This window comes from Bombella favorum (assembly GCF_014048475.1).
Classification (GTDB): domain Bacteria; phylum Pseudomonadota; class Alphaproteobacteria; order Acetobacterales; family Acetobacteraceae; genus Bombella; species Bombella favorum.
In genome coordinates, this window is record NZ_NWUS01000001.1 from 897161 (window position 1) to 922123 (window position 24963).

The window sequence follows — 24963 nt, forward strand, 5'->3', positions numbered from 1 at the left end:
ACACCAGAGACCGGGAAAAACTCATGGCAGTGAAGAATGTTGTGGTTGTAGAAAGCCCTGCCAAGGCAAAGACCATCAACCGTTATCTCGGCAGCGATTACACCGTCATCGCCTCTTTTGGTCATGTACGGGACCTTCCTCCCAAGGATGGCAGCGTCCGCCCAGATGAGAACTTTACCATGTCGTGGCAGACTGATGAGCGTGGCTCCAAACAGATTGCCACCATTGCCAAAGCCCTCAAAGGTGCTAGCAAACTGATCCTCGCCACCGACCCGGATAGAGAAGGCGAGGCGATTTCGTGGCATGTACGCAGCGCCCTAGAGGAGAAGAAGCTCCTCAAAAATATTGAGGTCGAGCGGGTCACCTTCAACGAGATCACCAAAAATGCCATCGCCACAGCGATGAAGGCCCCCCGCACGCTCGACCAACCTCTGATTGACGCCTATCTGGCACGCCGTGCGCTGGATTATCTGGTGGGCTTTACCCTTTCTCCCGTCCTCTGGCGTAAGCTACCGGGGAGCCGCAGTGCAGGGCGTGTGCAATCTGTCGCCCTGCGCCTGATCTGCGAGCGGGAAGCGGAGATTGAGGTCTTTAAGCCCAGAGAATATTGGAGCGTGGAAGGCCTCTTCACGACTCCCGGAAAGGCGGACTTCACCGCGAAGCTGACACATCTGGAGGGCAAGAAGCTCGACCAGTTTGCTCTACCCAACGCAGAGACAGCCCATAAAGCCCGAGAGCTTGTTCGCTCCTCTGCCCTTAGCGTGCGGAAGATTGAGCGGAAGCGGACACGCCGTAACCCGGCCCCCCCTTTCACTACCTCCACTCTCCAGCAGGAAGCCTCCCGCAAGCTGGGCATGAGTGCGCAGACCACCATGCGGACTGCCCAGCAACTTTATGAGGGTGTGGACCTAAACGGCGAAACGGTCGGCCTTATCACCTACATGCGTACTGATGGCGTCACGATGGCCTCGGAGGCCGTGCAGGCCATCCGGTCGCATATCGGCTCCACTTTCGGAAAAGATTACTGCCCGGACAGGCCACGCTCCTACGCTACAAAGGCCAAGAATGCGCAGGAAGCTCACGAAGCTATCCGCCCCACCGATGTTGCCCGCACACCTGCGGCAGTGGCTTCCGTTCTTACAGCCGACCAGAAGCGACTTTATGAACTGATCTGGAAACGTGCCGTAGCCTCCCAGATGCAATCCGCTGAACTGGACCAGACGGCCATCACCATCGGCGATGAGAAAGAGCAAACTCTTCTACGGGCCACGGGCTCCATCATCGCTTTTGATGGTTTTCTGAAGCTTTATATCGAAGGTCATGACGATAAGGAGAAAGGCGGCGATGACGACCAGAACCGCCTCCTCCCAAGCATGAAAGAAGGCGACCAGCTGGGCACAAAGACCGTAGAGGCCGAGCAACACTTCACCCAGCCACCTCCCCGTTATTCTGAAGCATCGTTGGTTAAGAAGATGGAGGAAATTGGCATCGGGCGTCCCTCCACCTATGCCTCCATCCTCAGCGTTCTGCGGGACCGCAACTATGTGCGTCTTGATGCCCGCCGCTTCGTCCCGGAGGATCGGGGGCGGCTGGTAACGGCCTTCCTAACCTCCTTCTTCCAACGTTATGTGGATACGGGATTCACCGCTTCACTAGAAACGCAGCTGGATGACATTTCAGACGGACGAGCTGATTGGCATGATGTCATGTCTGCCTTCTGGCATGACTTCTCCGCCACGGTCGCCAAAACAAAAGACCTGAAGATTTCCGATGTTATTGATGCACTAGATCAAGACCTCGGCAACCACTTCTTCCCTACCCGTCCGGATGGCAGCGATCCACGTAGTTGCCCTTCCTGCGCTGATGGACGGCTGGGCCTCAAACTGGGGCGGCATGGTGCATTCCTTGGCTGTTCCAACTATCCGGAATGTCGAGTCACCCGTCCTTTAACAGTCGATAATGGTGAAGAAACAGCTCTGCCCGATGGGATGCGCCTACTGGGCCATGACCCTGCCACAGGTGAGGACATCACCCTCCGGCGCGGGCCTTACGGGCTGTATGTCCAGCGTGGCGAGCCGGACCCGGAAGATAAGAAGGCTAAACCGAAACGGGCCACCATTCCCAAGGACCGTAATGGAGAAGAGCTGACCCTGAAGGAGGCCATTGGCCTGCTCTCCCTCCCCCGTGAGGTCGGCCCTCATCCGGAAACGGGCGAGATGATTACCGCCGGCCTTGGCCGTTTCGGGCCTTTCGTCAAGATGGGCAGCATCTATGGTACGCTTAGTAAAGATGATGATGTCCTAACCATAGGGCTGAACCGGGCGGTCGATGCTCTAGCCAAAAAACTCGCCTCCATCCGCACGCTAGGGGCACATCCCAAGGATGGCGAGGCAGTCATGGTGCGTAAGGGCCGCTTTGGCCCCTATGTTCAGCACGGGCAGATCGTTGCGACCCTCCCTAAGGGGGACTCGATGGATGACGTGACATTAGAAGATGCCCTCACCCTGCTGGAAGAAAAGGGGAAACCTCTGAAGGGGGGCCGCAAGACAGCCACGAAAAAGACGGCGGCTAAAAAGAAGACCGCCACCAAGAAGAGTACGGCCTCCAAGAGCACTACAAAAAAGACAACCGCTACGAAGACCGGGGCATCCAGCACTACGAAGAAGAAAAGTACCACGACAAAAACGGCCAGTAGTGACACGACTACAAAACGCACTACCCGCAAGAAGGATGCTCCACAGAAAACCATCAGCGAGGATGACCTTCCTTTCTGATTTCCCTTCTTCCTGCAATGCGGCATAATGAACTGGAGGCGTTCTTCTGCAACGATGCGCCTCCAGTCCGTAACGGGTATGTTCGACCCTGCCCGGTCCTGCCTCTGAAAGAAACAGTATGGCAGCGTACCGGTTTTTCCATCCTCCCTTTTCTTCATTAGTCCGGTCCATCGCATCCATGATGCCAGTTCGCCCCTTGCGTTCCATCCGCACCGCCCTTACTGGGGTCACCCTTTCTGGTATGCTAATGTCCGGCCCTGCTACGGCACAGCCTGTGCAGGCCCATCCGTTCTGGCACCAGCTACTCCATCGTTTCGTCACCCCCTCTAATGCCGTGCCCCTGTCTCAGACTGAGACTCTGCCCGCAAAAGCAGCTCACTTAACAACTGCAACCAATCCCGCCCCGCCGTCCAACCTTACCCCGCCCACCAGCACAGCTGCCCCCGCCCCTCCTGCATTTCCGGACTTCACCGATGAAGACCGACAGGCAGAGCTGACATTATCCACAGCCCTCACATTCATGCTGCCCCGGACGCTGGCACCACACACCCCACAGGAACTTTGCCTCTGGGGGATGCAAGCTTTGCTGGAAATCCCACAGTCCCTGAAAGCACCAGGCCACGGGCCAGTTCTATCGGCCAGCTTTACTTTTACAGTCCAACCGGGGACTATATTCAGCCCGGCCCGTGTGAGCCTGCTATACGACCATCACCCGCTACTCTCCACCCATACGCCCGATAAGGACGATGTGGCAGGCTGGAGCCACCTGAGCCTCCAACTCATTGCTCTTCTGCGCAGGGATGTTCCCCAATTCCAGCTCATGAGCGATGAAACCCTCCTGAACCGTTTCCTGAATGGGATGCTAGCCAGACTAGACCCCTATTCCCGCTACCAATCCCCCCCACCACCGCCCAGCCGGTCCGACACGGTCACACATGACCAGACATCGCCCGAACCTCCCGCAAGTGTTGGTTTGACCCTCCGCCGGACACGGGCCCATTTCCCCGTTGTTGCGGCACTCAATCTCAATAGTCCCCTATGGGATGCTGGAATCATACCGGGCGACAGCCTAACTGGTCTTGACCACCAAAGCACACGCCAGATGGCTCTCCCTACCCTTCAGTCCATGCTAACCGGCCCTACTGGCAGTACTGTAACGTTGGAGTTCCGCACTCAAGATGGTCGCCACCTCATGCGGAGTTTTACCCGTGGGCGCATGGCCGATGAAAGCGTCTTTCCTGAACGGAAAGGCCGCTATCCCATATTGCGGGTCACCCATTTCTCCAGCCGCACAGCGGAGGAAGTCAGCCAGTATCTGTCTACCCTTTTGCCAGATACCCCCCCCAACAACAGCTCGCCCAAAGCACTCCCCACACCGCCCCTGCCCGGCCTAGTGTTGGACCTGCGAGGCAACCACGGCGGAATCCTGCAACAAGCCGTCATGACAGCCGCCCTTTTTCTTGATCACGGCGTGATTGCCACAACCGAAGGGCGAGCTGCGGAGGCTAATCATGTCTGGAGCATTCAGGGAGGGGACCTTACCAATAATACCCCGTTGACCCTGCTGGTCGATCAAGACACAGGCAGTGCAGCCGAGGTTCTGGCCGCAGCACTCGCCGACCAGCAACGGGCTGTCGTGACAGGCAGCAGCACCTTCGGCAAAGGCATGGTTCAAATCTCATCCGTCATGCCCAATGGTGGCCACCTCTCCTTAACATGGGCGCGCATTACGGCCCCTCAGGGCTGGTCTTTACAAGGACTTGGCGTACTGCCCCAGCTCTGTACCAATCCACAAGGGCAGTTCTCTCTACAAGAGCAACTGACAGCCCTCCGGGATGGACATTCCCTTATGGCCGATACACTGCATCAATCCCGCCTCATCCACGCAGATACCCCCGAAAAGACACGCCTTGCCCTGAGACAGGTCTGCCCGCCTGCTCCTCCCGGTCCGGCTGATCTATCCGCCACATTCGCACTCTTCATACTACCGCATGCCTACCACACAGCCATCCTACCCCTCCCGGACACTAGCATGCTCCACCCGGCAGCACTGGCTACTCCATAGCTGTTCCTCAACCACCCTCAAGGAGACCGCCCTATGTTCTATGGTCTGAAAACAGGATTCTGGGTCCGGGCGACCCTCCGACACCTCAACCAGAATGGTCTGGTTGCTGTCCTTGCCCATAAAGGTGATGAAGATGCAGGCAGCGTTTTTATTGTACTAAATGGCAGAGATGGGAAAATCGCTATCGTACGGGAACAAGGCGCAGCATGGCATCGCCAATCCTTTGAAGATAGGAGCGAAGAAAGTGCCATGATGCAAGCAACTGCCTATTTGGAACGACAGAAACGCTACGATCCCGACCTCTGGATCATTGAGGTTGATGTTCTAGACAGTGCCCATCCGCTGGAAAATGAGATACCGACACGCCGTTTTAACCATGATGACTGACCAGCCGGAACACCTCCCCCTGCTGGAACAAATGACAAACTGCCACAGACGTTGGTATGGGCCTCATTAACCTGTAACCCATAGGACACATCCTTCTCTGATTCAGGCAATGACGGTACAGGTATTTCTGGGCAATCCATTGCGTTTATTCCCACTTTCAGTGAAAAGGGTAACCACCTGTCTGGCTGGAGAGTAATTACATGATCGCACGCACCTCCATTACATCACTGCTGACCCGCAGCGCCTTTGTCGCCTGCCTGTCAGCCATGGCGTTTGGTGTGGCGAAAGCGCAGCCTGTCCGTGGCCTTTATGTCGCCGGGGCAGCTGGAGCGAGCTTCAACCAGTCTCAGACCGTTAACCCTCATACGAAGCTCTTCGCCCACGGGCGTGATGACTTTGCAACGGGTATTACCGGCCTGGGCAGCATCGGCTGGGGGCTAGGAAATGGCTTCCGTGTGGAGCTGGAAGGCAACTACCGCAATAACCGTCTCTCCCGCTTCCATTCCCCCGGTTTCAGCAGTACAGCGCATGGGCACCAGCAGAAATATGGTGGCATGGCCAATGCCCTGTTCGATATGGATATCGGCCAGAACTGGATCTACCCCTATTTCGGGGCTGGTATCGGCTATGGCAACCAGTTCACGAATACCCGCATCCAGGGGACTGGGGCGGATAAAGGGTATAAGCAACGGACACGCGATAGTGCCGGTGGGTTTGCCTATCAGGGCATCTTCGGGCTTTCTCTGCCAGTGCCTTGGGTTGTTGGCCTTTCCACAACGATGGAATACCGCTTCTATACTATTACGGGCCATCACAGGCATTACACCATGGCCTCCTACAATATCACCAACCCCGAAAGTGGACCTGTTAGCGGTAAACGGGGAAGCCGGACGGACTTCAACCATTCTCTGATGCTCGGGCTGAGGTATGAGTTCAACCCTGCCCCACCGCCACCGGCACAGAGGCCAACCCTCTCCGCACCTGCCCCGACCCCCGTTCGCACCTACCTTGTCTTCTTCGACTGGGACCGGGACAACCTGTCCGACCGGGCACGAGCTATTGTTGAAACAGCCGCTCGCAGCTCCACATCAGCCCAATTCACCCGGATACAGGTTAATGGTCACACCGATTCTTCTGCTGTTCACCCGGGCAGCAAGAAAGCAGAGGCCTATAACATGGCTCTGTCTCTCCGCCGTGCACAGGCCGTTAAAGCTGAGCTGATCCGTGATGGTGTACCAGCTGGCGTGATTGACGTTCACGGCTTTGGGGATTCCAAGCCGCTCGTCTCTACCCGTTCCGGTAAGGCTGAAGCCCAGAATCGCCGGGTGGAGATCGACTTCCAGTAATCTGCCGCTTTTGGGGACTGGCCTGCTCTTCTTGCTGGCCAGTTCCCCATAACCGTGAGGCATCCATAATGGAAACGGGCCAGGCACTGTTCGGTGCATCTGGCCCGTTTTTTTACAGGCGGTTACGGCTCATTACTTTGTCGGAGCTGCCGGTGTATGCACGCTAGCGGCATGATGCACTGCCCGAGATGCCGTATGATGGACAGTGTGAGCCGTCTTTGTTGCAACAGATTCGGTAGCTTTCTTTACCGGCTCTGCCGCCGGTGCCGCTACAGCAGCAGCCTGCTCAACCTGAACACGGACCTGAAGCTGACGGCGAGGCTGTGCATGAGCAGGAATCAGCTCCACAGTAAAAGTGTCTGCCCCTTTATAATCCACAGCGGGCGTGTACTCCACGTAAGTGCGGCCGTTGTAGTTGTATAGAAAGGCTTTGCCATTTTCAGGAGGCGGTACCAGACCAAAGGAGACATAGCTTCCCCCACCTCCCTTGCTTATAGAAAACGGACACATGCCGCCATCACCTGCAGTGACGGTCATGCTCACACCCATGCGGCCCGTTGCGGCATCCGTCTGCACAGGCGAGACCTCACAATGAGCAGCCCGTTTCTCATTCGCAAAAGGATTGGGAGAAATCTCAACGCCATTCGGCCCTCTTGACTGCTGGCCGACACACCCGCCAAGGGCCAGAAGAGTTGCTCCCACAACCCCGGCCCGCACTAGAAACCTGCTCTGCTGCACAGTCCACTCCAGAGAAAACTAAAAATAGATGGAAAAGGCATCTCCGGGCCCTACCCGCAATCCGCCAATTTCCGTGTGCACGATACGCTTTCAACACCGACATGAGAATGAGGTCTTCCATATTTCTTTCTCTACCTGTCAGGCTTAACGCTTCCTTCATCAGCACACGGTCATATCCACCAAAGAATTGCTCGTGTCAGGGCAGACTTTCCCAAATGTCCATGATATAGGCAGTGAACCTGTCAGCGGGAGTTTTCATATGTCTCTTCTGTTTCCCAGCCTGTCCTTTTGCAGAACTGGGCTGGCCCTTGCCACTGCGACCTTTTTTGCCCTGGCGCCTGCCTCGTGGGCGGCGGCTTGCCATTCCTCCGCAGAAGACCACTCGGCCTTCAATCTGGCCGGCCTGAAGTCAGAACTCATGGTGACCGCACTCTCCTGCCAAACGCAGGACCGCTACAACCAGTTCATCATGCGCTTCCGTCCCATCCTGACAGATTCTGAGAAGCGGCTTGATTCCTATTTCCATCGTACCTTCGGCCGCCAAGCACAAAAGAAACATGATGACTACATCACACAGCTGGCTGATGTGCAGTCTCTAGGCGGGTTAAAATCCGGCACAGCGTTCTGCGCCCAGCGTGTGCCTATGTATGATGAAATTGAAGCTCTGGACGATTCGAACAACGACCTTGCCCATTATGCTGAGGCTAAGGACATCGTTCAGCCTTCTTCTTACGAAAGCTGCACAGCTCCCCAGCCACCGCATCGGATCACGAGCCACCGTAAACGCCGAGGTTAACCCTCCCTCTTCCCTCACGCCCCGACAGACAGGATCACAGTATGGCCGATATGTTCGAGCAGGATTCAACACCTGCCCCCTCCCATGTACAGCCAGCTGACCACTATGACGCCGGAGCCATTGAGGTTCTTGAAGGGCTAGAGCCTGTACGCCGTCGCCCCGGCATGTATATCGGCGGTACAGATGATGCAGCCTACCATCATCTTGCCTCCGAGATCATTGATAACGCCATGGATGAAGCCGTGGCCGGTCATGCAACGACCATTGAGGTCCGGCTGGAAGATGCCTGCACGCTGATGGTCCGTGACAATGGCCGTGGCATCCCAACAGACCCTCACCCCCGCTTCCCCAAGAAGTCCGCTCTTGAGGTTATTTTCACCACACTTCATGCAGGTGGGAAATTCTCTGGGAAATCCTACGCTACTTCGGGCGGTCTGCACGGGGTGGGCAGTTCTGTCGTCAATGCTCTAGCCTCTCATTTGGAGGTTGAAGTTTACCGCAACCGCAAGGGATGGCGTCAGACCTTTTCCCGTGGTTTGCCCACCAGCACGCTAGAAAGCACAAAGCCAGCTATACGGCGGGGCACGATGGTCCGTTTCACGCCGGATAGTGAAATTTTCGGTGCGTTGCACTTCTCTCCAGCCCGCCTTTACCGCCAATGCCAGATAAAGGCAGCGTTGTTCCGTGGGGTTAGCATCACATGGTCCTGCGCCCCAGAACTTCTGAAAGGGGAAAATGCCCCACCGGCCGAGGCCATTATCGCCTATCCCAACGGGTTGGAAGATGCCTTAACAGCCGATCTTGGCCCCACCCCGGCGCTGCTCACCCCTCTTTGGGCCGGTGATGCCGAGCTACCCACCGCGGCTGATGGCCAGCCCGGTGGCCGTGTGGAATGGGCCGTCGCCTTTCTGGACCAAGGCAGCAGTGCCCTCATCTCATACTGCAACACCATTCCTACACCACAGGGTGGCACGCATGAGAATGGCCTGCGGGCAGCATTGGTCAAAGGATTCCGTCACTGGGGGGATCAACGCAAAATCCGCCGTGCCAATGCCATCACGGCAGAAGACGTTCTAGGTACGATCAATGCTCGCCTGTCTGTCTTCATCCGCAATCCGCAGTTCCAAGGGCAGACCAAAGACAGACTAACCACACAGGAAGCCAGCCGCCTTGTGGAAGGGGCTCTACGGGACCGTATCGACCACTGGCTTGGTGGGAATCCCCAGCAGGCCGACAGTTTGGTCGGCTACATCGTTGAACGAGCCGAAGAGCGTCTACGCCGTCGTGAAGCCCGTGAAACAACCCGCAAAACGGCCACGAAACGCCTGCGTTTGCCTGGCAAGCTGACAGACTGCTCCCGCAGTAATGCCCATGAGACAGAACTCTTCCTCGTAGAGGGTGAATCAGCCGGTGGGTCTGCCCGTCAGGCCCGTGATAGAGAAACACAGGCTGTTCTGCCTCTACGGGGGAAGATTCTCAACGTGGCCTCCGCTACGCAGGAGAAACTTCTAGCCAATACGGAGCTGAAGGACCTGATCGAGGCACTTGGTTGTGGCTTTGGTAAGTCTCTAAACCTTGAGAAACTGCGTTATGGTCGCATCATCATCATGACAGATGCTGACGTGGATGGTGCTCATATTGCCTCCCTCCTGATGACTTTCTTCTTCCGGGAAATGCCAGACCTTGTCCGGCAAGGGCATCTCTATCTGGCCCAACCACCGCTCTACCGGCTCACCCATGGCAGCAAAACCGTATATGCCATGAATGATCTCGACCGCGACCGCCGCCTGAAGACGGACTTCAAGCCCAATGCCAAGGTCGAGATTTCACGCTTCAAAGGGCTGGGGGAAATGCCCGTTTCTGACCTCAAAGAAACTACCATGTCCCCTGCACGCCGTACGCTTCTGCGTGTAACGGTTCCAGCGGAAGATAATCTACTAACCCGCAGACGGATCGAAAGCCTCATGGGCCGCAAACCGGAACTACGCTACCAGTTCATCCAGGAACAGGCCCGCTCGGTCGATCTGCTCGATATCTGAATCTTCCAATCACGGAACTAAAATAAAGGCGCATCCATCAGTCAGGATGCGCCTTTCCCCATCAGCCAAAAACCGGATTCGCTGGATTCTCGCCCATACGACCATCTGCACGGTGAAGCGTAGCGATTGCTTCCATCTCCTGTTCTGGCAAGACAAAATCGAACAGGTCCAGATTCTCGGCCATACGCTCCCGATGAACCGATTTGGGAATCACCACCACACCATTCTGAAGGTGCCAGCGTAGAATCACCTGGGCCGGACTTTTACCGTGCCGCTTGGCAATATCGCCAATCAGCTCATTTTTCAGCACAGTTCCCTTACCCAGAGGCCGCCATGCCTCGGTCTGGATTCCCACGCTTTTATGAAACGCCCTCAATTCCTGCTGCTGGAAGAAAGGGTGAATCTCGATCTGATTAATCGCAGGAACAACCCCCGTTTCATCCATGATCCTCTGAAGGTGATCCTTCTCAAAATTGGACACACCAATGGACCGAACACGCCCCTGCTTCTTCAGTTCAATCAGGGCCTTCCATGTCTCCACATAAAGCCCCTGCTGGGGCATAGCCCAGTGAATCAGGTAAAGGTCCACAACATCACGCTGCAACAGACGGGCACTCTCATCAAACGCCCTCAAAGTAGCATCGTAGCCCTGCTCATCATTCCAGACCTTGGTTGTGACGAACATGGCAGGATGGCCCTTCAACCCTTCCCCGACTCCTGCTTCATTGCGATATAGCCGGGCCGTATCTACAGCCCTGTAGCCTAGTTCGATGGCAGTTCTGACAACATCGGCCGTCTCGCCCGGCGGTGTTTCCCAGACACCAAGCCCGATCCACGGCATGACATGACCATCATTCAACTGCACGCAGGATGCTGCATCTTTGGGAAAATCACTCATATCCCTCTCCCTCTTTCAGGACGACACGGCCCCACAGTATAGCCAGTGACGCCCTCTCTTTTCATCCTCTCTCTTCCCGAAGGAACAGGCAAGCTGTTCCTTATGCAAGGCTGAGAGGTCAGACCGTCTGTTCAAACAGACCCATCTGCACAGGCAAAGTGCCATCATCGTAAGGAACTAGTGAGGAAATGGTCAACCCCAACAGGCGCACGGGTTTGTCTAACGGAAAGAAACTACGCAACAGTTCCAGAGCCATAGACAGCAGAACCCCCTCCTCAACGGTGGGAAAAGCCGCCGAACGCGCCCGTGTTACCGTATGAAACCCAGCATATCGTAGCTTAAGTGTTACAGTCCGCCCTGCAATGCGCTTCTGCACACAGCCGGCAGCCAATTTCCGCACGATATCCTTCAGGATAGCAGCCAGTCTATCCCATTCCACAACATCATGCGTAAATGTTGTTTCTGTTCCTAGCGACTTTCTCGGCCTGTTGGCCTCCACGGGCCGATGATCCTCCCCTCTGGCAATATCATGATAAAATTGCGCAGAACTGCCAAAATGTTGCCTCAACTCCGGGACTGTCCATGTTTTGAGGTCGGCCCCCGTATGAATCCCCAGAGCATGCATCCGCCTCGTAGTTGCCGGCCCGACACCATGAAACTTCTCCACCGGCAGGTCCGCTACAAACGCCGCCCCTTGCCGAGGTGAAATCACAAAAAGCCCGTCAGGTTTCCGTTGCCCCGAAGCCAACTTAGCGAGGAAACGATTGTAGGAAACGCCAGCAGAGGCCGTTAGACCTGTTTGCTGCTTGATATCCCGCCGAATGGATTCCGCAACAGCAGTCGCAGACCCATAAGCACGCCACTGTTCCGTTACATCCAAATAGGCTTCATCCAATGCAAGAGGCTGAATGACCTCCGTATAATGCCGGAAAATAGTATGAATCTGTGCCGAGACAGCACGATAGACCTCAAAGCGGGGCGGCACAAAGACCAGCTCTGGGCACCGTTCCAGTGCCATATGTGATGGTAGAGCAGAACGTACCCCAAAAACACGTGCCTCATAACTGGCTGCTGCCACCACGCCCCGACCCGCCCGCCGCCCTACGGCCACCGGCTTACCCTGTAATGCCGGATTGTCTCGCTGCTCGATGGACGCATAAAACGCATCCATATCCACGTGCAAAATCCGCCTTACGGAATCGTCAGCCCTACCTTCTTTCACGATTCAGTCCCGCCAGTTATTAGGATCGCTCCCTCGAAAACCCGTCATCCTCCCTGAAAAGAGGCACGTGGCATCGGCATGTAACTGCCGACAACCAACGCAAGAATCGTCACATCCGGGCTTTCAGCGGCACTATGGCAAACAGTATCACCCGGTGCAGGCAAGATAATCGGTGATTGGAACTCCGGCTCCGTACTTTGCGGCCAAAGAACCATCTGCCCACTTTCCTTGATTTGAACCGCTTTTATAGTTGCTTCGAAACTATCCGAGACTCTGGACCGCTGCATGGCAACGACATAATCCCCATTACGAGGCAAACGGCCCAGTTCGGAAAAATTAATGACAATCACCACCGAACCATCCTGAAAAACCCGGTTCATGGACTGCCCTTTTACGGTCAGCCCATACCGCTTCAGTCCCGGATAGGCTGCATCATAGGGGATGGTAATCTCATACTGATCGAGAACGGGCCATTCCTGAGCTTCTTTCCAGACTCCTGCCTGCACTTCTCCGCAGACCTGCACTTGCGATACCGGCACACTAGAGGAGGCATCAGTCCGTTCCTCCTCTTTTTTATCGTCAGAACTGCTGATCTCGGCGACCAATGTAGCAACCGGAACACTTAATACTTGCGCCAAGGCAGCGAGCTTATCCGTACGAGGCAAGTGTTTACGTCGGCGCATGTCCCGCAGAAAATCCACCCCTACGGCAGGGTTGATCTCTCGAGCCTTCAAACAGGCCCGCCTATCAGACAGGTTCCGGGCCGCCAATAAGGAATCCAGGCGCAGCAACAGCGATTCAATAGACATATACGGGGATTATCCCTCTCAACTCTCTATTGTCCAGAGTAAATCCTATAAAACCTACGTTAATTTTTCTTGACAATAGGGGTATTTCCCCGCACTTTAAGGGGGCTTCCTCAGAAAGGCTCTCCGACACTTATCTGCTAAGGAAGAATACCCTCATTGCTGCCATCCTCTCCACAAGACTTATTGCCATGGGCCTAAGGTCCCATCACGGACTATCACGCAATTTTTTGGGAGATTTTCTTTGTCTCGCATCGCCCATATCACGACTTCCCCCACACGGGAGCGTACCCGCAAAGCCGACTATGAAGCTATTGGCCGCAGGCGTCGCCGTGCCAATACTCTCGGCACACTGGCCACACGCCTAAAAGCTGAAGTTATTTCGGAAGCAGAACAGTGGATTAAAGACTGGATGCTTGCCGAGCATGGTTACCTCGACATCATGAAAAATGGTGGAGCACCAGCATTGGCAGGGAATGTCTTCACCTTCAACGCATTACAGGGCAAGGCCTGGGGACGGCTCAATGCCTTCCGTCGTCACGCAGGGCGGGCACGGCATCAACTGCTAGTGAATATGCTAGGATTGGGATGGTCGTTCACATCTCTTGGTTCCAAGCTGTACCCTGACTTACATCCGGATAATGCCCGTAAAAAAGCCTCGGAAGACTGCGCCGCCACATTAGAAATGCTGGCCGCCTTCTGGCAGGAACAGAGACGTAAGAAAACCCGACAGGCCATTTTCATCGCCCGCCAGCACCACAATGGTATGGACATAGCGACATTATCCAAACGCTATAACATTGCGCCAACTGGCCTTGATCGACTTATAAAACATGGCGAGAAAATCATGAACAAGCCGCAAAAACTCACATCTGTGGAGTTCCGTACCTGACAAACCTTCCCTCTCTGCCATTTTCCTGTTGACAGTTCACCCGCCTTATTCTATAAAAAGTACATCATCACGAGCCGTGTGCCCAAAAAGGTATACGGCTTTTTTATTGCCGCGTCCTAAACGAGGCTGCCCCCCTTCCCCTATTTTCTGCAGGATGCGTCACCCCCGGCCTGAAATCACAGGGCCTGTGGTTTGGCCTCTTATGCGCCGTTCCTGTCATCCCTACCTAAAAATTCACGGTGCATCACCATGACAGGCACACGGTTCTCGTTTCAATAAGAAAACGGATATTATTCCATGGCTCACACGCCTTCCGCCACTATCAGACAGCCGCTCGGATGCGGTCGTATTGTCATGACCAAACGTGGCCTTTGTACTATCCTTGCCGAAGACGGTAATCGCCTTGTACTCTGCCCGATATACAAAGCCCCTGACCTAACACATAGGGCTGACATTCCCCTAAGCTGGCGGGATGAACTCATTTTGGGTATAAAACATAATGCTGTTGTGCGAGCCGTCCCTTTCCTGAAACAGCGTAATGCTGTCACACCACAGCAGGCAAAGCTTTCTACCTTTACGCTCACGCAGCTCCGCCTACGCACAAATCGGGAGTTGCAGATCAATGCTCTGGAAAGCACCCGGCTTCCTTTCTTCTCTGGCCGACATGCTAGTAACCACCTCCATCACAGCCATGCTTGATCATGGACGCCGCAAAAGACCCGTCATTTTCTCGCAAAAACTCTTTGATGACATGATGGAAGACCTCATGCTAGGGCGTCCCCTGCATGATATCTGCACCGGCTCACAACGTCCTGCCTTACGCAGCTTCTATCGCTGGCTCCAAAAAAATCCGGCTCTACTTCCCCGCTACCGTCAGGCACGGGAACTATCTGCAGACAGCCTAGAAAGCACCATCCTCTCCCACATCGCCACCATGCCGGAGAAAGCCGATAACGCAACGGTTAATCTCTTCAAACTGCGCTTCGACATGCTGCGCTGGGTTATGGCCCGTCGTGCCCCAAAACGCTATGGCGAACGGCAGACCGTAGAACATACCGGCCAAGATGGCGGCCCCCTACACAGCATCCAACGCCTCATCATAGACCCCGCTGCCCCCAGCACAACGCCACCAGAACAACAGCGGCTGACTCCCGAATAGACAGACTGACACACCGTGCAGGCACATCATGACCACAGACCAGCTGACCATCATGACCCCCCGTGCCTTTGCGCCGCTCCTCCGGCCTGCCCGCTATAAAGGCATCTGGGGAGGGCGAGGGTCTGGCAAATCACACTTCTTTGCCGAACTGCTGATCGAACAGGCCACGCTACGCCCCGGCCTACGGGCTGTCTGCATCCGGGAAATCCAAAAATCCCTGACCATGTCCGTTCACCAACTATTGCGGGACACCATCGCACGGCTAAACCTCTCCCACCTCTTCACAGTTCTGGAGAGAGAAATCCGTACACCCGGTGGAGGTGTCATTCTGTTTCAGGGAATGCAGACCCATAATGCGGAAACCATCAAATCACTAGAAGGTATGGACATCGCTTGGGTGGAGGAAGCACAATCCCTTTCAGCAACATCCCTGAAGCTCCTGCGCCCAACCATCCGCAAGCCTCATTCCGAGATATGGTTTAGCTGGAACCCCAATCATCCCTCCGACCCTGTAGATGCCTTCATGCGGGGAACTGACACGGAAAATGACCCTTCCTTCGTGACTATTTGTGCCAATTGGTCAGATAATCCATGGTTTCCATACGTTTTGAACCAGGAACGAAAACGGGATCAGAAACTACGGCCACGAGATTATGATCACATTTGGGAAGGAGACTATCAGCAACATCATGAAGCACTCATCTTCCCTGACCGTATCATAATTGAAGAATTTTCCACCCCAGAAAACAGCCGGTTCCATTTTGGTGTGGACTGGGGCTTCTCACGAGACCCTACGGCCATCATACGTTGCTTCATCCATGATGATATCCTCCATATCGACCATGAAGCAGGCGGCATCCATATCCCGCTGGACCACCTGCCCACCCTGTTCGACAAGATACCCGCTATCCGCCGCTGGCCCATCCGGGCGGACAGTGCCCGACCAGAGACCATCAATTATCTCAAAACCCGCCATCATTTCCGCATCAATGCCGCACGAAAATGGCCCGGAAGCGTGGAAGACGGTATCGAGCGGCTCCGCTCATTCCGGGCCATTCGCATCCATCCCCGTTGCACGGAAACGGCCAGAGAGTTCCGCCTCTACCGCTACAGGACCGACCCGCTAACGGGTGATGTCCTCCCGCAGATAGAGGACACGAACAATCATTACATTGATGCCCTGCGCTATGCCTTAGATGGCCTCATCACCAACCGTTCCCCCCTACCGGACTTCTCACGCTTCGCTCCACCAACCTGACATGGGGCAGTCATCCGGGATGGCACAACGCCCAGAGCAACCAAAATCCCACAATACCGCCCAGTATGCCCCCACTCAGCAAAGCCAGAAGAAGCAGCCGCACGGCGATACGCTGTGGCGATGCTTTCCAATCAATCCACATCATGACTCGTTTCCCTTCCGTTACAGATAGGCCCTTCACATGTCTGGTTTTTCTCCCTCTCGTCTGTTTAGAGGGCAGCCCGCTGCAACCTCATGCTCTCGGCAGGAACCGGCTGCCCCACGTCACACCAGTTTGAACGAGAAGACAAATCCACACTGGCTGACCCGCCTATGGCGTGCTGCGCATAACCTACCCGCTTCTGATGGAGGATTTGCCACAACATTCTCCCCCTATCAGCCACCGCCAGGTGTCGTGCCAGAAGGATACGAACGCCCCAGCCCCCTCGGCACTGATTCCGCTGCCAGCAACATGACGGACATTTCCAGCTGGGCTATGGCACAAACAGCCGCCCAGCCTTCATGGATGGCAGATGGCCTCGGTTTTCTAGGCTATCCGACCCTCGCCCAGATGGCCCAGAGGGCAGAATTCCGCAAACCATGTGATGTCATCGCACGGGAAGCCACACGGGAATGGATCAGCCTCAGTACCCATAACCCCGCAGATCAGGCCTCCTCCTCCATCCCTTCAGACCCCGCAGCCCGCCTCCATGCGCTGGAAGTCGAGATGAAACGGTTGAACATTCGGGAACTGCTTCATCAACAGATTCTGGACAGTTTACTCTACGGCATCGGCCATATTTGGCTTAACATGGCGGGCACACCCCGCACGACTTACGGGCAGACACTCCCGCTTCCCCTAACGCCTAATGGCGTTCGTAAAGGGACATTGGCCGGGCTGAAAACCATTGAACCCGTCTGGACCACACCCAACGCCTATAATGCCGACTCCCCTTTGCAGGATGATTATTACAGGCCGCGCAACTGGTGGGTTCAAGGCTGCCTTGTCCATCGTGACAGACTCATCAGCATGGTGCCTTATGGCGTGTCTGATCTCTTCAAGCCGTCATTCAATTTTGGTGGCATGAGCCTGACACAGCAGCTACGGCCCTATGTTCACAACTTCTTGCGGACACGCAACAGCATCAGCAACATTACGGCCAACTTCTCCAAGCTCGTTCTAAAGACCGACATGGGCGGCCTCATGGCTACTGGCACAGGCGAGGAGGCAGACCCAACGACCTCCATCACAGGTCGTGCCTCCTTCATGCAGAAGATTTCTGAAGGTCAGGACATCATCGTAGCTGACCGACAGAATGAAGATGTTTCCATCGTAGCGACCCCCCTTGCAGGGCTGGCGGACCTTCAGGCGCAGTCTATGGAAGCCATGGCCTCCATCCCCGGCATCCCACTAGTCAAGCTGTTCGGCATCACACCGAACGGGCTGAATGCCTCATCCGCTGGGGAAATCCGAGTGTTCTATGATGAAATTGCCGCCTTCCAGGAAGCGCACATGCGGCCCGTCCTGAACCGCCTGCTCACGCTGCTCCAGCTCAACCTCTGGGGTGAGACCGACCCTGCGCTGGAGATCACCTTCAATCCCCTTTGGCAGCAGACCACACAGCCACAATCCTCCGAGGCCTCATGACCATTCTCGCCTATGACCGCACCGGCTCCGTCCGCAGTTTTGATGATAACGGGCGGCTCCGTGTCGAACGGACGCCCATCAGTAAAGCAAATATCTGCATCTATCAGGGCCGAGAAATCCCGAACCATGCCCGGCTCGGCCTAAAGCCAGATCAGCCTTACCGCCTCCTACGGGACCCGAAAGAACTGGAAAAAGCGGCCGATAGCTTCAACTCCCTCCCCATCCTGGAAGAACACGTCCCCACCAGTGCAGACGCTCACCCACGGGAACTGACGGTCGGCTCCACTATGGATAATGCCCGTTTTGAGAGCCCTTATCTGACAGTCGGCATGGTCATTTTCGATGGCCCCGCCATCCAACGCATCCAGAGTGGCGATCAAAAAGAGCTTTCCTGCGGCTATGCCTACGAAGCCGACATGACACCCGGCACTTATGACGGCCAGCCCTACGATGGGCGCATGGTCAATATCCGAGGAAATCATATTGCTATCGTAACAAAGGGACGAGCTGGCCCTGATGTGCTGGTCCATGATTCTTTAACAGACAACAGGACATCCACTACCATGACACAAACAGCCGAAACACCCACGACCAAAGCATCCAACCATGAAGAGACTGAAGCTGCTTTGAATGAAGCCATTCAGAAGGCCCTCTCCGCTGACCGTGCCCTGCGTCAGGCCACGGAAGACGCCCGCCGCCTTGTCCGCCCACTGGTAGGAGATGTTCACGGGATGGACAGTGCCGATGCCGTCTATCGCTATGCCCTCCAGCACAGCGGTATGGCCGCAGACAGTCTTGCCGACATCAATCAGGCTGGGCTGCGGGCACTTGTCCATGCCCGTCTAGCGGCCATGATTACTCCGGCCCCGCATCCGCTAGCTGCTGACGGCGCCAGCACGCCTTACACAGCCCCTCGCCGTTACTAAGCCCCACAATCCTTTCAGCCTTCACAGAAAGCATCTCCATGTCCGATTTTCAGCAGAGCGTTTCCTACACATGGCCGCAGGGTTTTCCCGGTGCCCCAGCCAGTGCCAACCCCATCCGCACGGCCATCGCACCGGATGGGGGCTTCATTGCCGGAGCAGGTGGCCTGACCATTGCCCATTTTGTTTGGCGCAATGAAGACGGGCTGAGCCTGAGCAATACGGGGACCGGCATTCCGGCGGGTTTCCTCTACCGTACACAGCAGGGACTAACGACACAGTATCTTCAGTCCTCTACCATGGCCCTGCCACAGAGCTTCATGGCCAGCATTGCAGAAGGCGGAGACTTCTGGGCTATCGCCTCCACAGCAGCCAGCACGGGTCAGGCCGTCTATGCCTCAACGGCTGATGGCAGTCTCCAGACAGCACCGGCAGGCAATGCCCCACAGGGAACAGTCGCTACCGGCTGGACTGTCGCCCATGGTGGTAATGCGGGGGAGCCGATCATCATTTCTGGCCCCATGCACCCTATAGCGACCTAATGCACGCCCTATTACAGGCCATGCCCTTCTCTGCCCCAGACCATCCATAAGGTATCCATCATGCCCCATTCCATTTCTTCCGCCATGCTGAAACGTGATTTCGGTATTCATGGCGTGATCGACCACGCCATGGCGTTTGACAGTGCCGTGACGGCTCCCAATTCTGGCATTCCGTCCATTTTCTCCACCTATACCGATCCCCGGACCATCAAGGCCCTCATCACACCCATCCGGGCAGAGTCCATCTATGGTCAGGGTCAGAAAGGCGACTGGCTGACGGATACGGCACAGTTCCCCTTTGTCGAACTCTCCGGCCAGACAGCATCCTATGGCGATTATGACAGCTCTGGCGACAGTGACGTCAACGCCAATTGGGTGCAGCGTCAGTCCTTCCACTTTCAGACATGGACACGCTGGGGGGAGCGGGAAGCCGAACGTATGGGAGCCGCCCGTCTCGATTGGGTTTCCCGCAAAAATGAGGCCTCCATCTCCATTCTAAACAAGACGAGCAACCGTATCAGCCTGTTTGGGATGGAAGGGCTTCAACTGCGTGGCGCCCTCAACGACACGGCCCTGCCGCCTGCCATTCAGCCCACACCAAAAATTGCACCCTCCGGTGCGGCAACGGGTAGCAATGATTGGCTGAGCATCACCGACCCGGTGCAGGTTTATGCTGATATTCTCAAGGCCTTCCAGCAGCTTTCCGAACAAATGGGCGGGAATGTCACGCTGGAAAGCCCGCTAACTCTCGTCATTCCAACAGAGCGGCAACAGTGCCTGCTCTATACCAACCAGTTCCGCACCTCCCTGCGAGACCTGCTGCGGGAGAACCTGCCCAATCTGAAAATCGAAACCCTGCCGGAAGCAGGTGGAACACTTTCCGGTGGTCTTAGCAAGGTCACACAAATGCAGCTCTTCCTACGAGAAGTAGACGGACAGGAAAGTGTGACAACTGCCTTCACCGAGAAGCTGCGTGCCCATGCCGTAGAGCGTTACAGCTCTTACATCCGCCAGAAGAAATCCCAGGGCACATGGGGAACCATCTGGTTCTACCCAGTGGCTTGCGTCACCATGACAGGAATCTAACATATGGCTGATACCGTTATCGTCCTCTGCCGCCTGCCTTCCGGCATCCGGCTCGACCTGCACGACCTCGCAAGCCTGAGCGAACGGACGCAGGCCACAGCACCCATCATGGCCCCACCGCAAGCACGGTCCTCCATCCTGCTGAATGGTATTCGGCAGGACCCATTCTATCACCCGGCAGAAAACCGCCTACTTGGCCGGGCCGGACGCACCACCGTGCCAACGGACTTCTGGAAAGCATGGCTAGAGCAAAACAGGCAGAGTGATCTCATCACCCGGAAGATCATCTTTGCCGAGAACACACCCGCCCGTGCCGATAACGCCATGACTGAACTGGCCAAAGAACGCACAGGGCTAGAGGGAGCCGATTCCACCACCCTGACGGATGGCGTCACTCCCATGCAGACAGCGGCCTAATAGCCTGCCCGTGCCGGCTTGGTTTCAGCCAACACGGCACGGGCACACCAACTGAGAGATGCCTCCATGACAGACTCTTCTACGCCTTCAGGGCGGGTCTCTTTCTCTTATCCGGACTGGCAGGCGGCTTATCCAGCCTTTACAGGTCACATTAGTGCGGAACAGGCAGAAGGGTTCTTCCAACTGGCTGAGCTCATCCTAAACAATACAGGCTGTTCCCCTATCCGGGATATAGCGAAGCGTAGGGCACTACTCTGGCTGCTTGTGGCACATCAGGCACAGCTCTTCGCCACAAATGGGACGGTACAGTCTGGCAGTGCCACCGCAAAGGCCCCGATGGCTGCACCTGTTGGGCGGATATCCTCCGCCACACAGGGAGCCGTCTCCATCACTCTGGATGGTAGTGCTCTACCCAAGCAAGCCGGATGGTTCAGCCAGACACAATATGGGCTGATCTTCTGGCAGGCCACAGCACCCTACCGCCAGATGCGCTTCCTACCCGGCCAAGCACACCCGGCACGCCTCTGGCCCTGATATGGAAAAGCCCGCTCCAAAGAGCGGGCCTTCATCACGTCGACAGCATCAATGCCAAAGCAGCCACCAGACGACATAAGCAAAGAGAAACGGCATCACGAGGCGGATTAATGTCCCGAACGTGAATCCTTCACCATCACTTGCCCGCATCATCAGGAAAATGGTCCGTGTCAGAGAGAGCAGACACAGAATCAGCACCACAGCAAACAGCACAACTTTGCCGGTTACAGCACCATACATACGACCTTACTCCTGTCCCACTAAGGCTGAACATACACCCGCTACTCAGCCAAAATTGAGCGTAAGGTGGCGTAGTCGTGCACTTTCGTCAATCCACGCCTGCCCGGCCTTTCCACCACACGCAGAGAGCCAGACATCATGAACCTCTTCTCTCTCGCCAGTACCATGACCTCCATCATCAACCCGCTTCAACCCGCCCACCTGCGCCGTATGACCGGAACTCAACTGGCTGCGGATTACAGCACAACCCCGCTTTATGAAGACATCCCGGTGATGATCGCCATTCAGCCCGCCCCTGCGGCTCTCCTTCAACTCATTGGAGATATCGCCCAACAAGGGGAGAGCCGGGTCATCTTCATGCAGGGCAGTGCCCATACACTCAGCCGCCCGTTGCACACAGGGGGCGATACGCTCCTTTTTGAAGGATCGGAGTGGCTCGTCACGAAAATTCTCGAACAATGGGGAACCAATCAATGGTGCCGCCTGATCGTCACACGCCAGACTCCCTTTCGGCAGAGTACCAACTGACACCAACGGAAAGTACTGTCATGCAGGTGCTGGGTGACTGGCTTAAAGAAACAGTTCTCCCTACCGATTGGGGCCTGTTTCAAGGCCAACAGAACCGCCTCCCCACACCTCAGACAAGCTACCTTATCATGCAGGCAACCTCCCGCCGCCCGCTAGCCACCAACAGCCACAATTACACCGCAACGAGTGTCACCATCTCCCAGCCTGTAGAGCTAGCCATCCAGCTCACTGCCCGTGGCCCCGGTGCCATAACAGTGCTGGGAAGCATCAGCACGCTCTGGCGGGACAGACAAACTGTAGCTTGGTTCCAGCAAAAACGGAATGACATAGCCCCCAGCGATACCGGACCTCTCACGCAGCAAGACTTCACCAATGCAGAACAACAGTATGAACCTTCCGCCACACTGCAACTGAAGCTCATCCTGATAACCTCCATAACTCACTCTACCGAAACCGCTACAGCCCTTGATTTGGCCTCCATGACGGAAGCCACAACGACCAGTTTCCTGCGGCCTTCCGTTCCCTGATCCCCGTACTTAATAGATAAGGACATTGCCTCATGGTCTCCCTGACCGGCACCATCCCCCTTTCTCAGACTGTCAGCATCAACCCTGCTACACTCGGCACAGCGAACAGCGTTCCCTTCATGAACGGGCTCCTTATTACGGCGCCATCCGATGCGACTGCCCTGAGCGTGGGCCAGATAAAACAGTACAGTTCCCTGACAGACGTTATAAAAGACTTCCCAGCCGATAGTTTGGAAGCCCGCATGGCGGCTGTCTATTTCGCCAGCCACGACGATGCTGCTCAGATACCAGCTACGCTGCTGATCCATATGGCAGACCCCGCCCATCTGGCAGACCCAACCACCCTTATGGAGCTGATCACCAGCCAAAATCAGGATTTCACCGGCTTCACCACGATATGGGAACCCACCCTGGCACAGAAACAGGCCTTTGCTACATGGGTAGCTGGCAAAGCGGGCCGTTATTGGTACGTTCCGTGGGATACGGATAAGCAGGCTCTCAATAGCCAAAACAGTGCCAGCTTCGGCACATGGTTGCAGAACCAGAATATTGACGGCACAACCCTGCTCTACCAAGACCCGCTGGCTGCCGCCTTCTGTCTGGGATGGATGGCCTCCATCGACTTTGACGCCACGAATGGCCGGACAAACCTATGCTTCCGCCGCAGCGGACTACTAACCCCCAGCGTGACCGACGCCACCACGGCTGCCACCCTCCGCAGCAATGGCTACAATTTTTACGGGGCCTATGCCAACGGGCTAGGACGCTTCCAATGGCTGGAGGATGGACATGTCTCCGGCTCCTTCCTCTGGGCTGACAGCTACATCAATCAAGTGTGGCTCAATGCATCCTTCCAGTCCGACCTGACTGCACTTCTGCTCCAGTCCGGGCAGATCCCTTATGACAGCATCGGAGATGGGCTGATCTCCGCCTGCGTGCAGGACACCATCAATCAGGCACTCCGGTTCGGGGCCATCCGCCCCGGCGTGAACCTGACATCCCTTCAGAAACAGCAGATCGACCAGAGTGCCGGCACGACTATCAGCGATACGGTACAGAGCCGTGGCTGGTATTTCCAGCCCAATGCCTCCACCGCAGCCGCAGACATCCGGGCCGCCCGGAAAAGTCCACCCTGCCGCTTTTGGTACACGGATGGTCAGTCCGTCCAGTCCATTCATCTCTCATCCATCGAGGTTCAGTAAGACATGTCCGGCAATGCACTCATCACATCAGCAGACGCCGTTTTTACCCTCACGGTCAAAACCCTTTTCAATGCACCCATCACGCTGGAAAACTGGGCGACAGATCATGGTTGGAGCGGTGCCCAGAAGCTGAAATTAGCCACAACCAGTCTTTCCATTGACGGCCGCCTCAATAAAGGCTTTGTCCCTTCGGCCTATCACATGACCCTCAACTTTTCGGCAGCATCCCGTTCTCTACCTGTTTTTGACGCCATAGCCACGGCATCCCGGCAGGCACGGACAGTGTATGAACTAAACGGGGAGCTGCTGCTGCATGGGCTAGGGCGGCGTTTTACCTTCACCAATGGCTGTCTGACAGATTATGACCCTGTTCCAGCAGGGGACACTACACTGGGCAACCGAAGTGTGAACATCACATGGGAAAATGTCCTCCCAGCGGGCCTATAAGGCGAACATACCATGAAGAGCATCGAATGGACCCCTCATGAAGGCCCGGATGCGGGCAAATGTTTTATCATTACCCGCATGTCAGCCTTCACAGCGGACCGCTGGGCACGGCATGTTGTCCGTGCCCTCGCCCGTGCTGGAGCCAACACACCACGGGAAGCCTTACAGAGCGGCATCGCTGGTCTCTCCGGCCAGAGCATGGCCCTGTTCGGCCATATGAGCGATGAAGACTGCGACCGAGCTTTCTCCGGCCTGCTGGACTGCGTGACAATTCGCCGGGACCCTAACAACCGGGCCATTGATCCTGCGCCGCTCATCGAGGCAGATATTACAGACCCCAACACATTACCCGCCCTGCGGACGGAGGCCTTTCGGCTGAATGTGGATTTTTTCAAGGCCGCAATTTACCAGATCTATCCTCTCATCGCCCTGCTGAGGGAGACACAGCCAGACGAGCCTCCCCCGCCTGCTGTGTGAACCTCTCCAGCCCGATGGCTTTTGTCATCAATG

27 protein-coding genes are annotated in these 24963 nt (G+C 55.9%); 21 read left to right on the forward strand and 6 right to left on the reverse strand.

The window, feature by feature from the left end; translation table 11 throughout:
* Positions 1-29: 29 nt before the first annotated feature.
* From topA to CPA57_RS04045, 4 genes are all read left to right on the forward strand, one after another.
* Positions 30-2774: a type I DNA topoisomerase gene (topA, locus tag CPA57_RS04030; protein WP_182081827.1), complete on the forward strand. Its 2745-nt coding sequence runs from the start codon at positions 30-32 to the stop codon at positions 2772-2774.
* A gap of 178 nt (positions 2775-2952) precedes the next feature.
* Positions 2953-4839, forward strand: a complete 1887-nt coding sequence (locus CPA57_RS04035) for a S41 family peptidase (protein WP_182081525.1) — start codon at positions 2953-2955, stop codon at positions 4837-4839.
* A gap of 33 nt (positions 4840-4872) precedes the next feature.
* Entirely contained in the window at positions 4873-5226 is a 354-nt protein-coding gene (locus tag CPA57_RS04040) for a DUF1491 family protein (RefSeq protein ID WP_182081526.1), read from the forward strand.
* A 200-nt stretch (positions 5227-5426) separates the two neighbouring features.
* Positions 5427-6572, forward strand: a complete 1146-nt coding sequence (locus tag CPA57_RS04045; protein WP_182081527.1) for an OmpA family protein — start codon at positions 5427-5429, stop codon at positions 6570-6572.
* Between the two features lie 132 nt (positions 6573-6704).
* Here CPA57_RS04045 and CPA57_RS04050 read toward each other — a convergent pair whose 3' ends face one another.
* Positions 6705-7310, reverse strand: a complete 606-nt coding sequence (locus CPA57_RS04050) for an Ig-like domain-containing protein (protein WP_182081528.1) — start codon at positions 7308-7310, stop codon at positions 6705-6707.
* Between the two features lie 259 nt (positions 7311-7569).
* On the opposite strand from CPA57_RS04050, the gene CPA57_RS04055 reads away from it, so the two are divergent.
* Together CPA57_RS04055 and CPA57_RS04060 are read left to right on the forward strand one after the other, a co-directional pair.
* Positions 7570-8106 carry a hypothetical protein gene (locus CPA57_RS04055; RefSeq protein WP_182081529.1) on the forward strand — a complete coding sequence of 179 codons (537 nt, stop codon included), beginning with the start codon at positions 7570-7572 and terminating at the stop codon, positions 8104-8106.
* 50 nt (positions 8107-8156) lie between these two features.
* Positions 8157-10145 (forward strand): DNA topoisomerase IV subunit B, encoded by a 1989-nt coding sequence (locus CPA57_RS04060; RefSeq protein WP_229709267.1) that lies wholly within the window; start codon positions 8157-8159, stop codon positions 10143-10145.
* 61 nt (positions 10146-10206) lie between these two features.
* Here CPA57_RS04060 and CPA57_RS04065 read toward each other — a convergent pair whose 3' ends face one another.
* The 3 genes from CPA57_RS04065 to CPA57_RS04075 form a co-directional block, all read right to left on the reverse strand.
* A complete protein-coding gene (locus CPA57_RS04065) occupies positions 10207-11043 on the reverse strand; it encodes an aldo/keto reductase (protein ID WP_182081531.1) in 837 nt (278 codons plus the stop codon).
* Positions 11044-11161: 118 nt separating this feature from the next.
* On the reverse strand, positions 11162-12265 hold the full coding sequence (gene dinB, locus CPA57_RS04070) for a DNA polymerase IV (RefSeq protein ID WP_326831341.1): 1104 nt from the start codon (positions 12263-12265) through the stop codon (positions 11162-11164).
* Positions 12266-12309: 44 nt separating this feature from the next.
* Positions 12310-13074, reverse strand: a complete 765-nt coding sequence (locus CPA57_RS04075; RefSeq protein WP_182081532.1) for a LexA family protein — start codon at positions 13072-13074, stop codon at positions 12310-12312.
* Between the two features lie 241 nt (positions 13075-13315).
* Here CPA57_RS04075 and CPA57_RS04080 point away from each other — a divergent pair, with 241 nt between their 5' ends.
* The 4 genes from CPA57_RS04080 to CPA57_RS04095 all read left to right on the forward strand — a co-directional run bounded on the left by CPA57_RS04080 (position 13316) and on the right by CPA57_RS04095 (position 16380).
* Positions 13316-13963, forward strand: coding sequence for a hypothetical protein (locus CPA57_RS04080; RefSeq protein WP_182081533.1), 648 nt, complete (start codon positions 13316-13318; stop codon positions 13961-13963).
* 297 nt (positions 13964-14260) lie between these two features.
* A complete protein-coding gene (locus tag CPA57_RS04085) occupies positions 14261-14662 on the forward strand; it encodes a hypothetical protein (RefSeq protein WP_182081534.1) in 402 nt (133 codons plus the stop codon).
* Complete coding sequence (locus tag CPA57_RS04090) at positions 14586-15122, forward strand: terminase small subunit-like protein (RefSeq protein ID WP_182081535.1); 537 nt, start codon at positions 14586-14588, stop codon at positions 15120-15122. The genes CPA57_RS04085 and CPA57_RS04090 overlap by 77 nt, the downstream gene beginning before the upstream one ends.
* Before the next feature lie 28 nt (positions 15123-15150).
* Positions 15151-16380, forward strand: a complete 1230-nt coding sequence (locus tag CPA57_RS04095; RefSeq protein ID WP_182081536.1) for a PBSX family phage terminase large subunit — start codon at positions 15151-15153, stop codon at positions 16378-16380.
* Positions 16381-16390: 10 nt separating this feature from the next.
* On the opposite strand, the gene CPA57_RS09000 is transcribed toward CPA57_RS04095, so the two are convergent.
* Complete coding sequence (locus CPA57_RS09000) at positions 16391-16525, reverse strand: hypothetical protein (RefSeq protein WP_268235206.1); 135 nt, start codon at positions 16523-16525, stop codon at positions 16391-16393.
* 36 nt (positions 16526-16561) lie between these two features.
* On the opposite strand from CPA57_RS09000, the gene CPA57_RS04100 reads away from it, so the two are divergent.
* The 6 genes from CPA57_RS04100 (at position 16562) to CPA57_RS04125 (ending at position 21509) form a co-directional block, all read left to right on the forward strand.
* Complete coding sequence (locus CPA57_RS04100; RefSeq protein ID WP_182081537.1) at positions 16562-18007, forward strand: phage portal protein; 1446 nt, start codon at positions 16562-16564, stop codon at positions 18005-18007.
* A complete protein-coding gene (locus CPA57_RS04105) occupies positions 18004-18933 on the forward strand; it encodes a DUF2213 domain-containing protein (RefSeq protein WP_182081538.1) in 930 nt (309 codons plus the stop codon). Before CPA57_RS04100 ends, CPA57_RS04105 begins: the two co-directional genes overlap by 4 nt.
* 38 nt (positions 18934-18971) lie before the next feature.
* Positions 18972-19472 (forward strand): structural cement protein Gp24, encoded by a 501-nt coding sequence (locus tag CPA57_RS04110; RefSeq protein ID WP_182081539.1) that lies wholly within the window; start codon positions 18972-18974, stop codon positions 19470-19472.
* Between the two features lie 60 nt (positions 19473-19532).
* The gene (locus CPA57_RS04115; RefSeq protein ID WP_182081540.1) at positions 19533-20558 is read left to right on the forward strand and encodes a DUF2184 domain-containing protein; all 1026 of its coding nucleotides are present in this window, start codon (positions 19533-19535) and stop codon (positions 20556-20558) included.
* A 3-nt stretch (positions 20559-20561) separates the two neighbouring features.
* Positions 20562-20975 (forward strand): hypothetical protein, encoded by a 414-nt coding sequence (locus CPA57_RS04120; RefSeq protein ID WP_182081541.1) that lies wholly within the window; start codon positions 20562-20564, stop codon positions 20973-20975.
* Positions 20976-21041: 66 nt separating this feature from the next.
* Positions 21042-21509, forward strand: a complete 468-nt coding sequence (locus CPA57_RS04125; RefSeq protein WP_182081542.1) for a DUF4054 domain-containing protein — start codon at positions 21042-21044, stop codon at positions 21507-21509.
* A 48-nt stretch (positions 21510-21557) separates the two neighbouring features.
* Here the strand turns inward: CPA57_RS04125 and CPA57_RS04130 are convergent, their stop codons facing one another.
* Entirely contained in the window at positions 21558-21749 is a 192-nt protein-coding gene (locus CPA57_RS04130) for a hypothetical protein (protein ID WP_182081543.1), read from the reverse strand.
* A 138-nt stretch (positions 21750-21887) separates the two neighbouring features.
* On the opposite strand from CPA57_RS04130, the gene CPA57_RS04135 reads away from it, so the two are divergent.
* The 5 genes from CPA57_RS04135 to CPA57_RS04155 are packed head-to-tail and all read left to right on the forward strand — an operon-like array spanning position 21888 to position 24930.
* Positions 21888-22277: a hypothetical protein gene (locus tag CPA57_RS04135; RefSeq protein ID WP_182081544.1), complete on the forward strand. Its 390-nt coding sequence runs from the start codon at positions 21888-21890 to the stop codon at positions 22275-22277.
* Positions 22223-22804 carry a phage neck terminator protein gene (locus CPA57_RS04140; RefSeq protein ID WP_182081545.1) on the forward strand — a complete coding sequence of 194 codons (582 nt, stop codon included), beginning with the start codon at positions 22223-22225 and terminating at the stop codon, positions 22802-22804. The genes CPA57_RS04135 and CPA57_RS04140 overlap by 55 nt, the downstream gene beginning before the upstream one ends.
* Positions 22805-22836: 32 nt before the next feature.
* On the forward strand, positions 22837-24006 hold the full coding sequence (locus CPA57_RS04145) for a DUF3383 family protein (RefSeq protein ID WP_182081546.1): 1170 nt from the start codon (positions 22837-22839) through the stop codon (positions 24004-24006).
* Between the two features lie 3 nt (positions 24007-24009).
* Positions 24010-24453, forward strand: coding sequence for a phage tail fiber protein (locus tag CPA57_RS04150; protein WP_077396419.1), 444 nt, complete (start codon positions 24010-24012; stop codon positions 24451-24453).
* Positions 24454-24465: 12 nt separating this feature from the next.
* Entirely contained in the window at positions 24466-24930 is a 465-nt protein-coding gene (locus CPA57_RS04155; protein ID WP_182081547.1) for a phage tail assembly chaperone, read from the forward strand.
* Positions 24931-24963 lie beyond the last annotated feature (33 nt).

Excerpts from the sequence above, each read along its gene's own strand:
- CPA57_RS04035 (WP_182081525.1), top strand. The coding sequence starts at position 2,953 with ATGATGCCAGTTCGCCCCTTGCGTTCCATCCGCACCGCCCTTACTGGG.
- CPA57_RS04040 (WP_182081526.1), top strand. The coding sequence starts at position 4,873 with ATGTTCTATGGTCTGAAAACAGGATTCTGGGTCCGGGCGACCCTCCGA.
- CPA57_RS04045 (WP_182081527.1), top strand. The coding sequence starts at position 5,427 with ATGATCGCACGCACCTCCATTACATCACTGCTGACCCGCAGCGCCTTT.
- CPA57_RS04055 (WP_182081529.1), top strand. The coding sequence starts at position 7,570 with ATGTCTCTTCTGTTTCCCAGCCTGTCCTTTTGCAGAACTGGGCTGGCC.
- CPA57_RS04060 (WP_229709267.1), top strand. The coding sequence starts at position 8,157 with ATGTTCGAGCAGGATTCAACACCTGCCCCCTCCCATGTACAGCCAGCT.
- CPA57_RS04065 (WP_182081531.1), bottom strand. The coding sequence starts at position 11,043 with ATGAGTGATTTTCCCAAAGATGCAGCATCCTGCGTGCAGTTGAATGAT.
- CPA57_RS04075 (WP_182081532.1), bottom strand. The coding sequence starts at position 13,074 with ATGTCTATTGAATCGCTGTTGCTGCGCCTGGATTCCTTATTGGCGGCC.
- CPA57_RS04085 (WP_182081534.1), top strand. The coding sequence starts at position 14,261 with ATGGCTCACACGCCTTCCGCCACTATCAGACAGCCGCTCGGATGCGGT.
- CPA57_RS04090 (WP_182081535.1), top strand. The coding sequence starts at position 14,586 with ATGCTCTGGAAAGCACCCGGCTTCCTTTCTTCTCTGGCCGACATGCTA.
- CPA57_RS04095 (WP_182081536.1), top strand. The coding sequence starts at position 15,151 with ATGACCACAGACCAGCTGACCATCATGACCCCCCGTGCCTTTGCGCCG.
- CPA57_RS09000 (WP_268235206.1), bottom strand. The coding sequence starts at position 16,525 with ATGATGTGGATTGATTGGAAAGCATCGCCACAGCGTATCGCCGTGCGG.
- CPA57_RS04100 (WP_182081537.1), top strand. The coding sequence starts at position 16,562 with ATGTCTGGTTTTTCTCCCTCTCGTCTGTTTAGAGGGCAGCCCGCTGCA.
- CPA57_RS04105 (WP_182081538.1), top strand. The coding sequence starts at position 18,004 with ATGACCATTCTCGCCTATGACCGCACCGGCTCCGTCCGCAGTTTTGAT.
- CPA57_RS04110 (WP_182081539.1), top strand. The coding sequence starts at position 18,972 with ATGTCCGATTTTCAGCAGAGCGTTTCCTACACATGGCCGCAGGGTTTT.
- CPA57_RS04115 (WP_182081540.1), top strand. The coding sequence starts at position 19,533 with ATGCCCCATTCCATTTCTTCCGCCATGCTGAAACGTGATTTCGGTATT.
- CPA57_RS04120 (WP_182081541.1), top strand. The coding sequence starts at position 20,562 with ATGGCTGATACCGTTATCGTCCTCTGCCGCCTGCCTTCCGGCATCCGG.
- CPA57_RS04125 (WP_182081542.1), top strand. The coding sequence starts at position 21,042 with ATGACAGACTCTTCTACGCCTTCAGGGCGGGTCTCTTTCTCTTATCCG.
- CPA57_RS04130 (WP_182081543.1), bottom strand. The coding sequence starts at position 21,749 with ATGTATGGTGCTGTAACCGGCAAAGTTGTGCTGTTTGCTGTGGTGCTG.
- CPA57_RS04135 (WP_182081544.1), top strand. The coding sequence starts at position 21,888 with ATGAACCTCTTCTCTCTCGCCAGTACCATGACCTCCATCATCAACCCG.
- CPA57_RS04140 (WP_182081545.1), top strand. The coding sequence starts at position 22,223 with ATGGTGCCGCCTGATCGTCACACGCCAGACTCCCTTTCGGCAGAGTAC.
- CPA57_RS04145 (WP_182081546.1), top strand. The coding sequence starts at position 22,837 with ATGGTCTCCCTGACCGGCACCATCCCCCTTTCTCAGACTGTCAGCATC.
- CPA57_RS04150 (WP_077396419.1), top strand. The coding sequence starts at position 24,010 with ATGTCCGGCAATGCACTCATCACATCAGCAGACGCCGTTTTTACCCTC.
- CPA57_RS04155 (WP_182081547.1), top strand. The coding sequence starts at position 24,466 with ATGAAGAGCATCGAATGGACCCCTCATGAAGGCCCGGATGCGGGCAAA.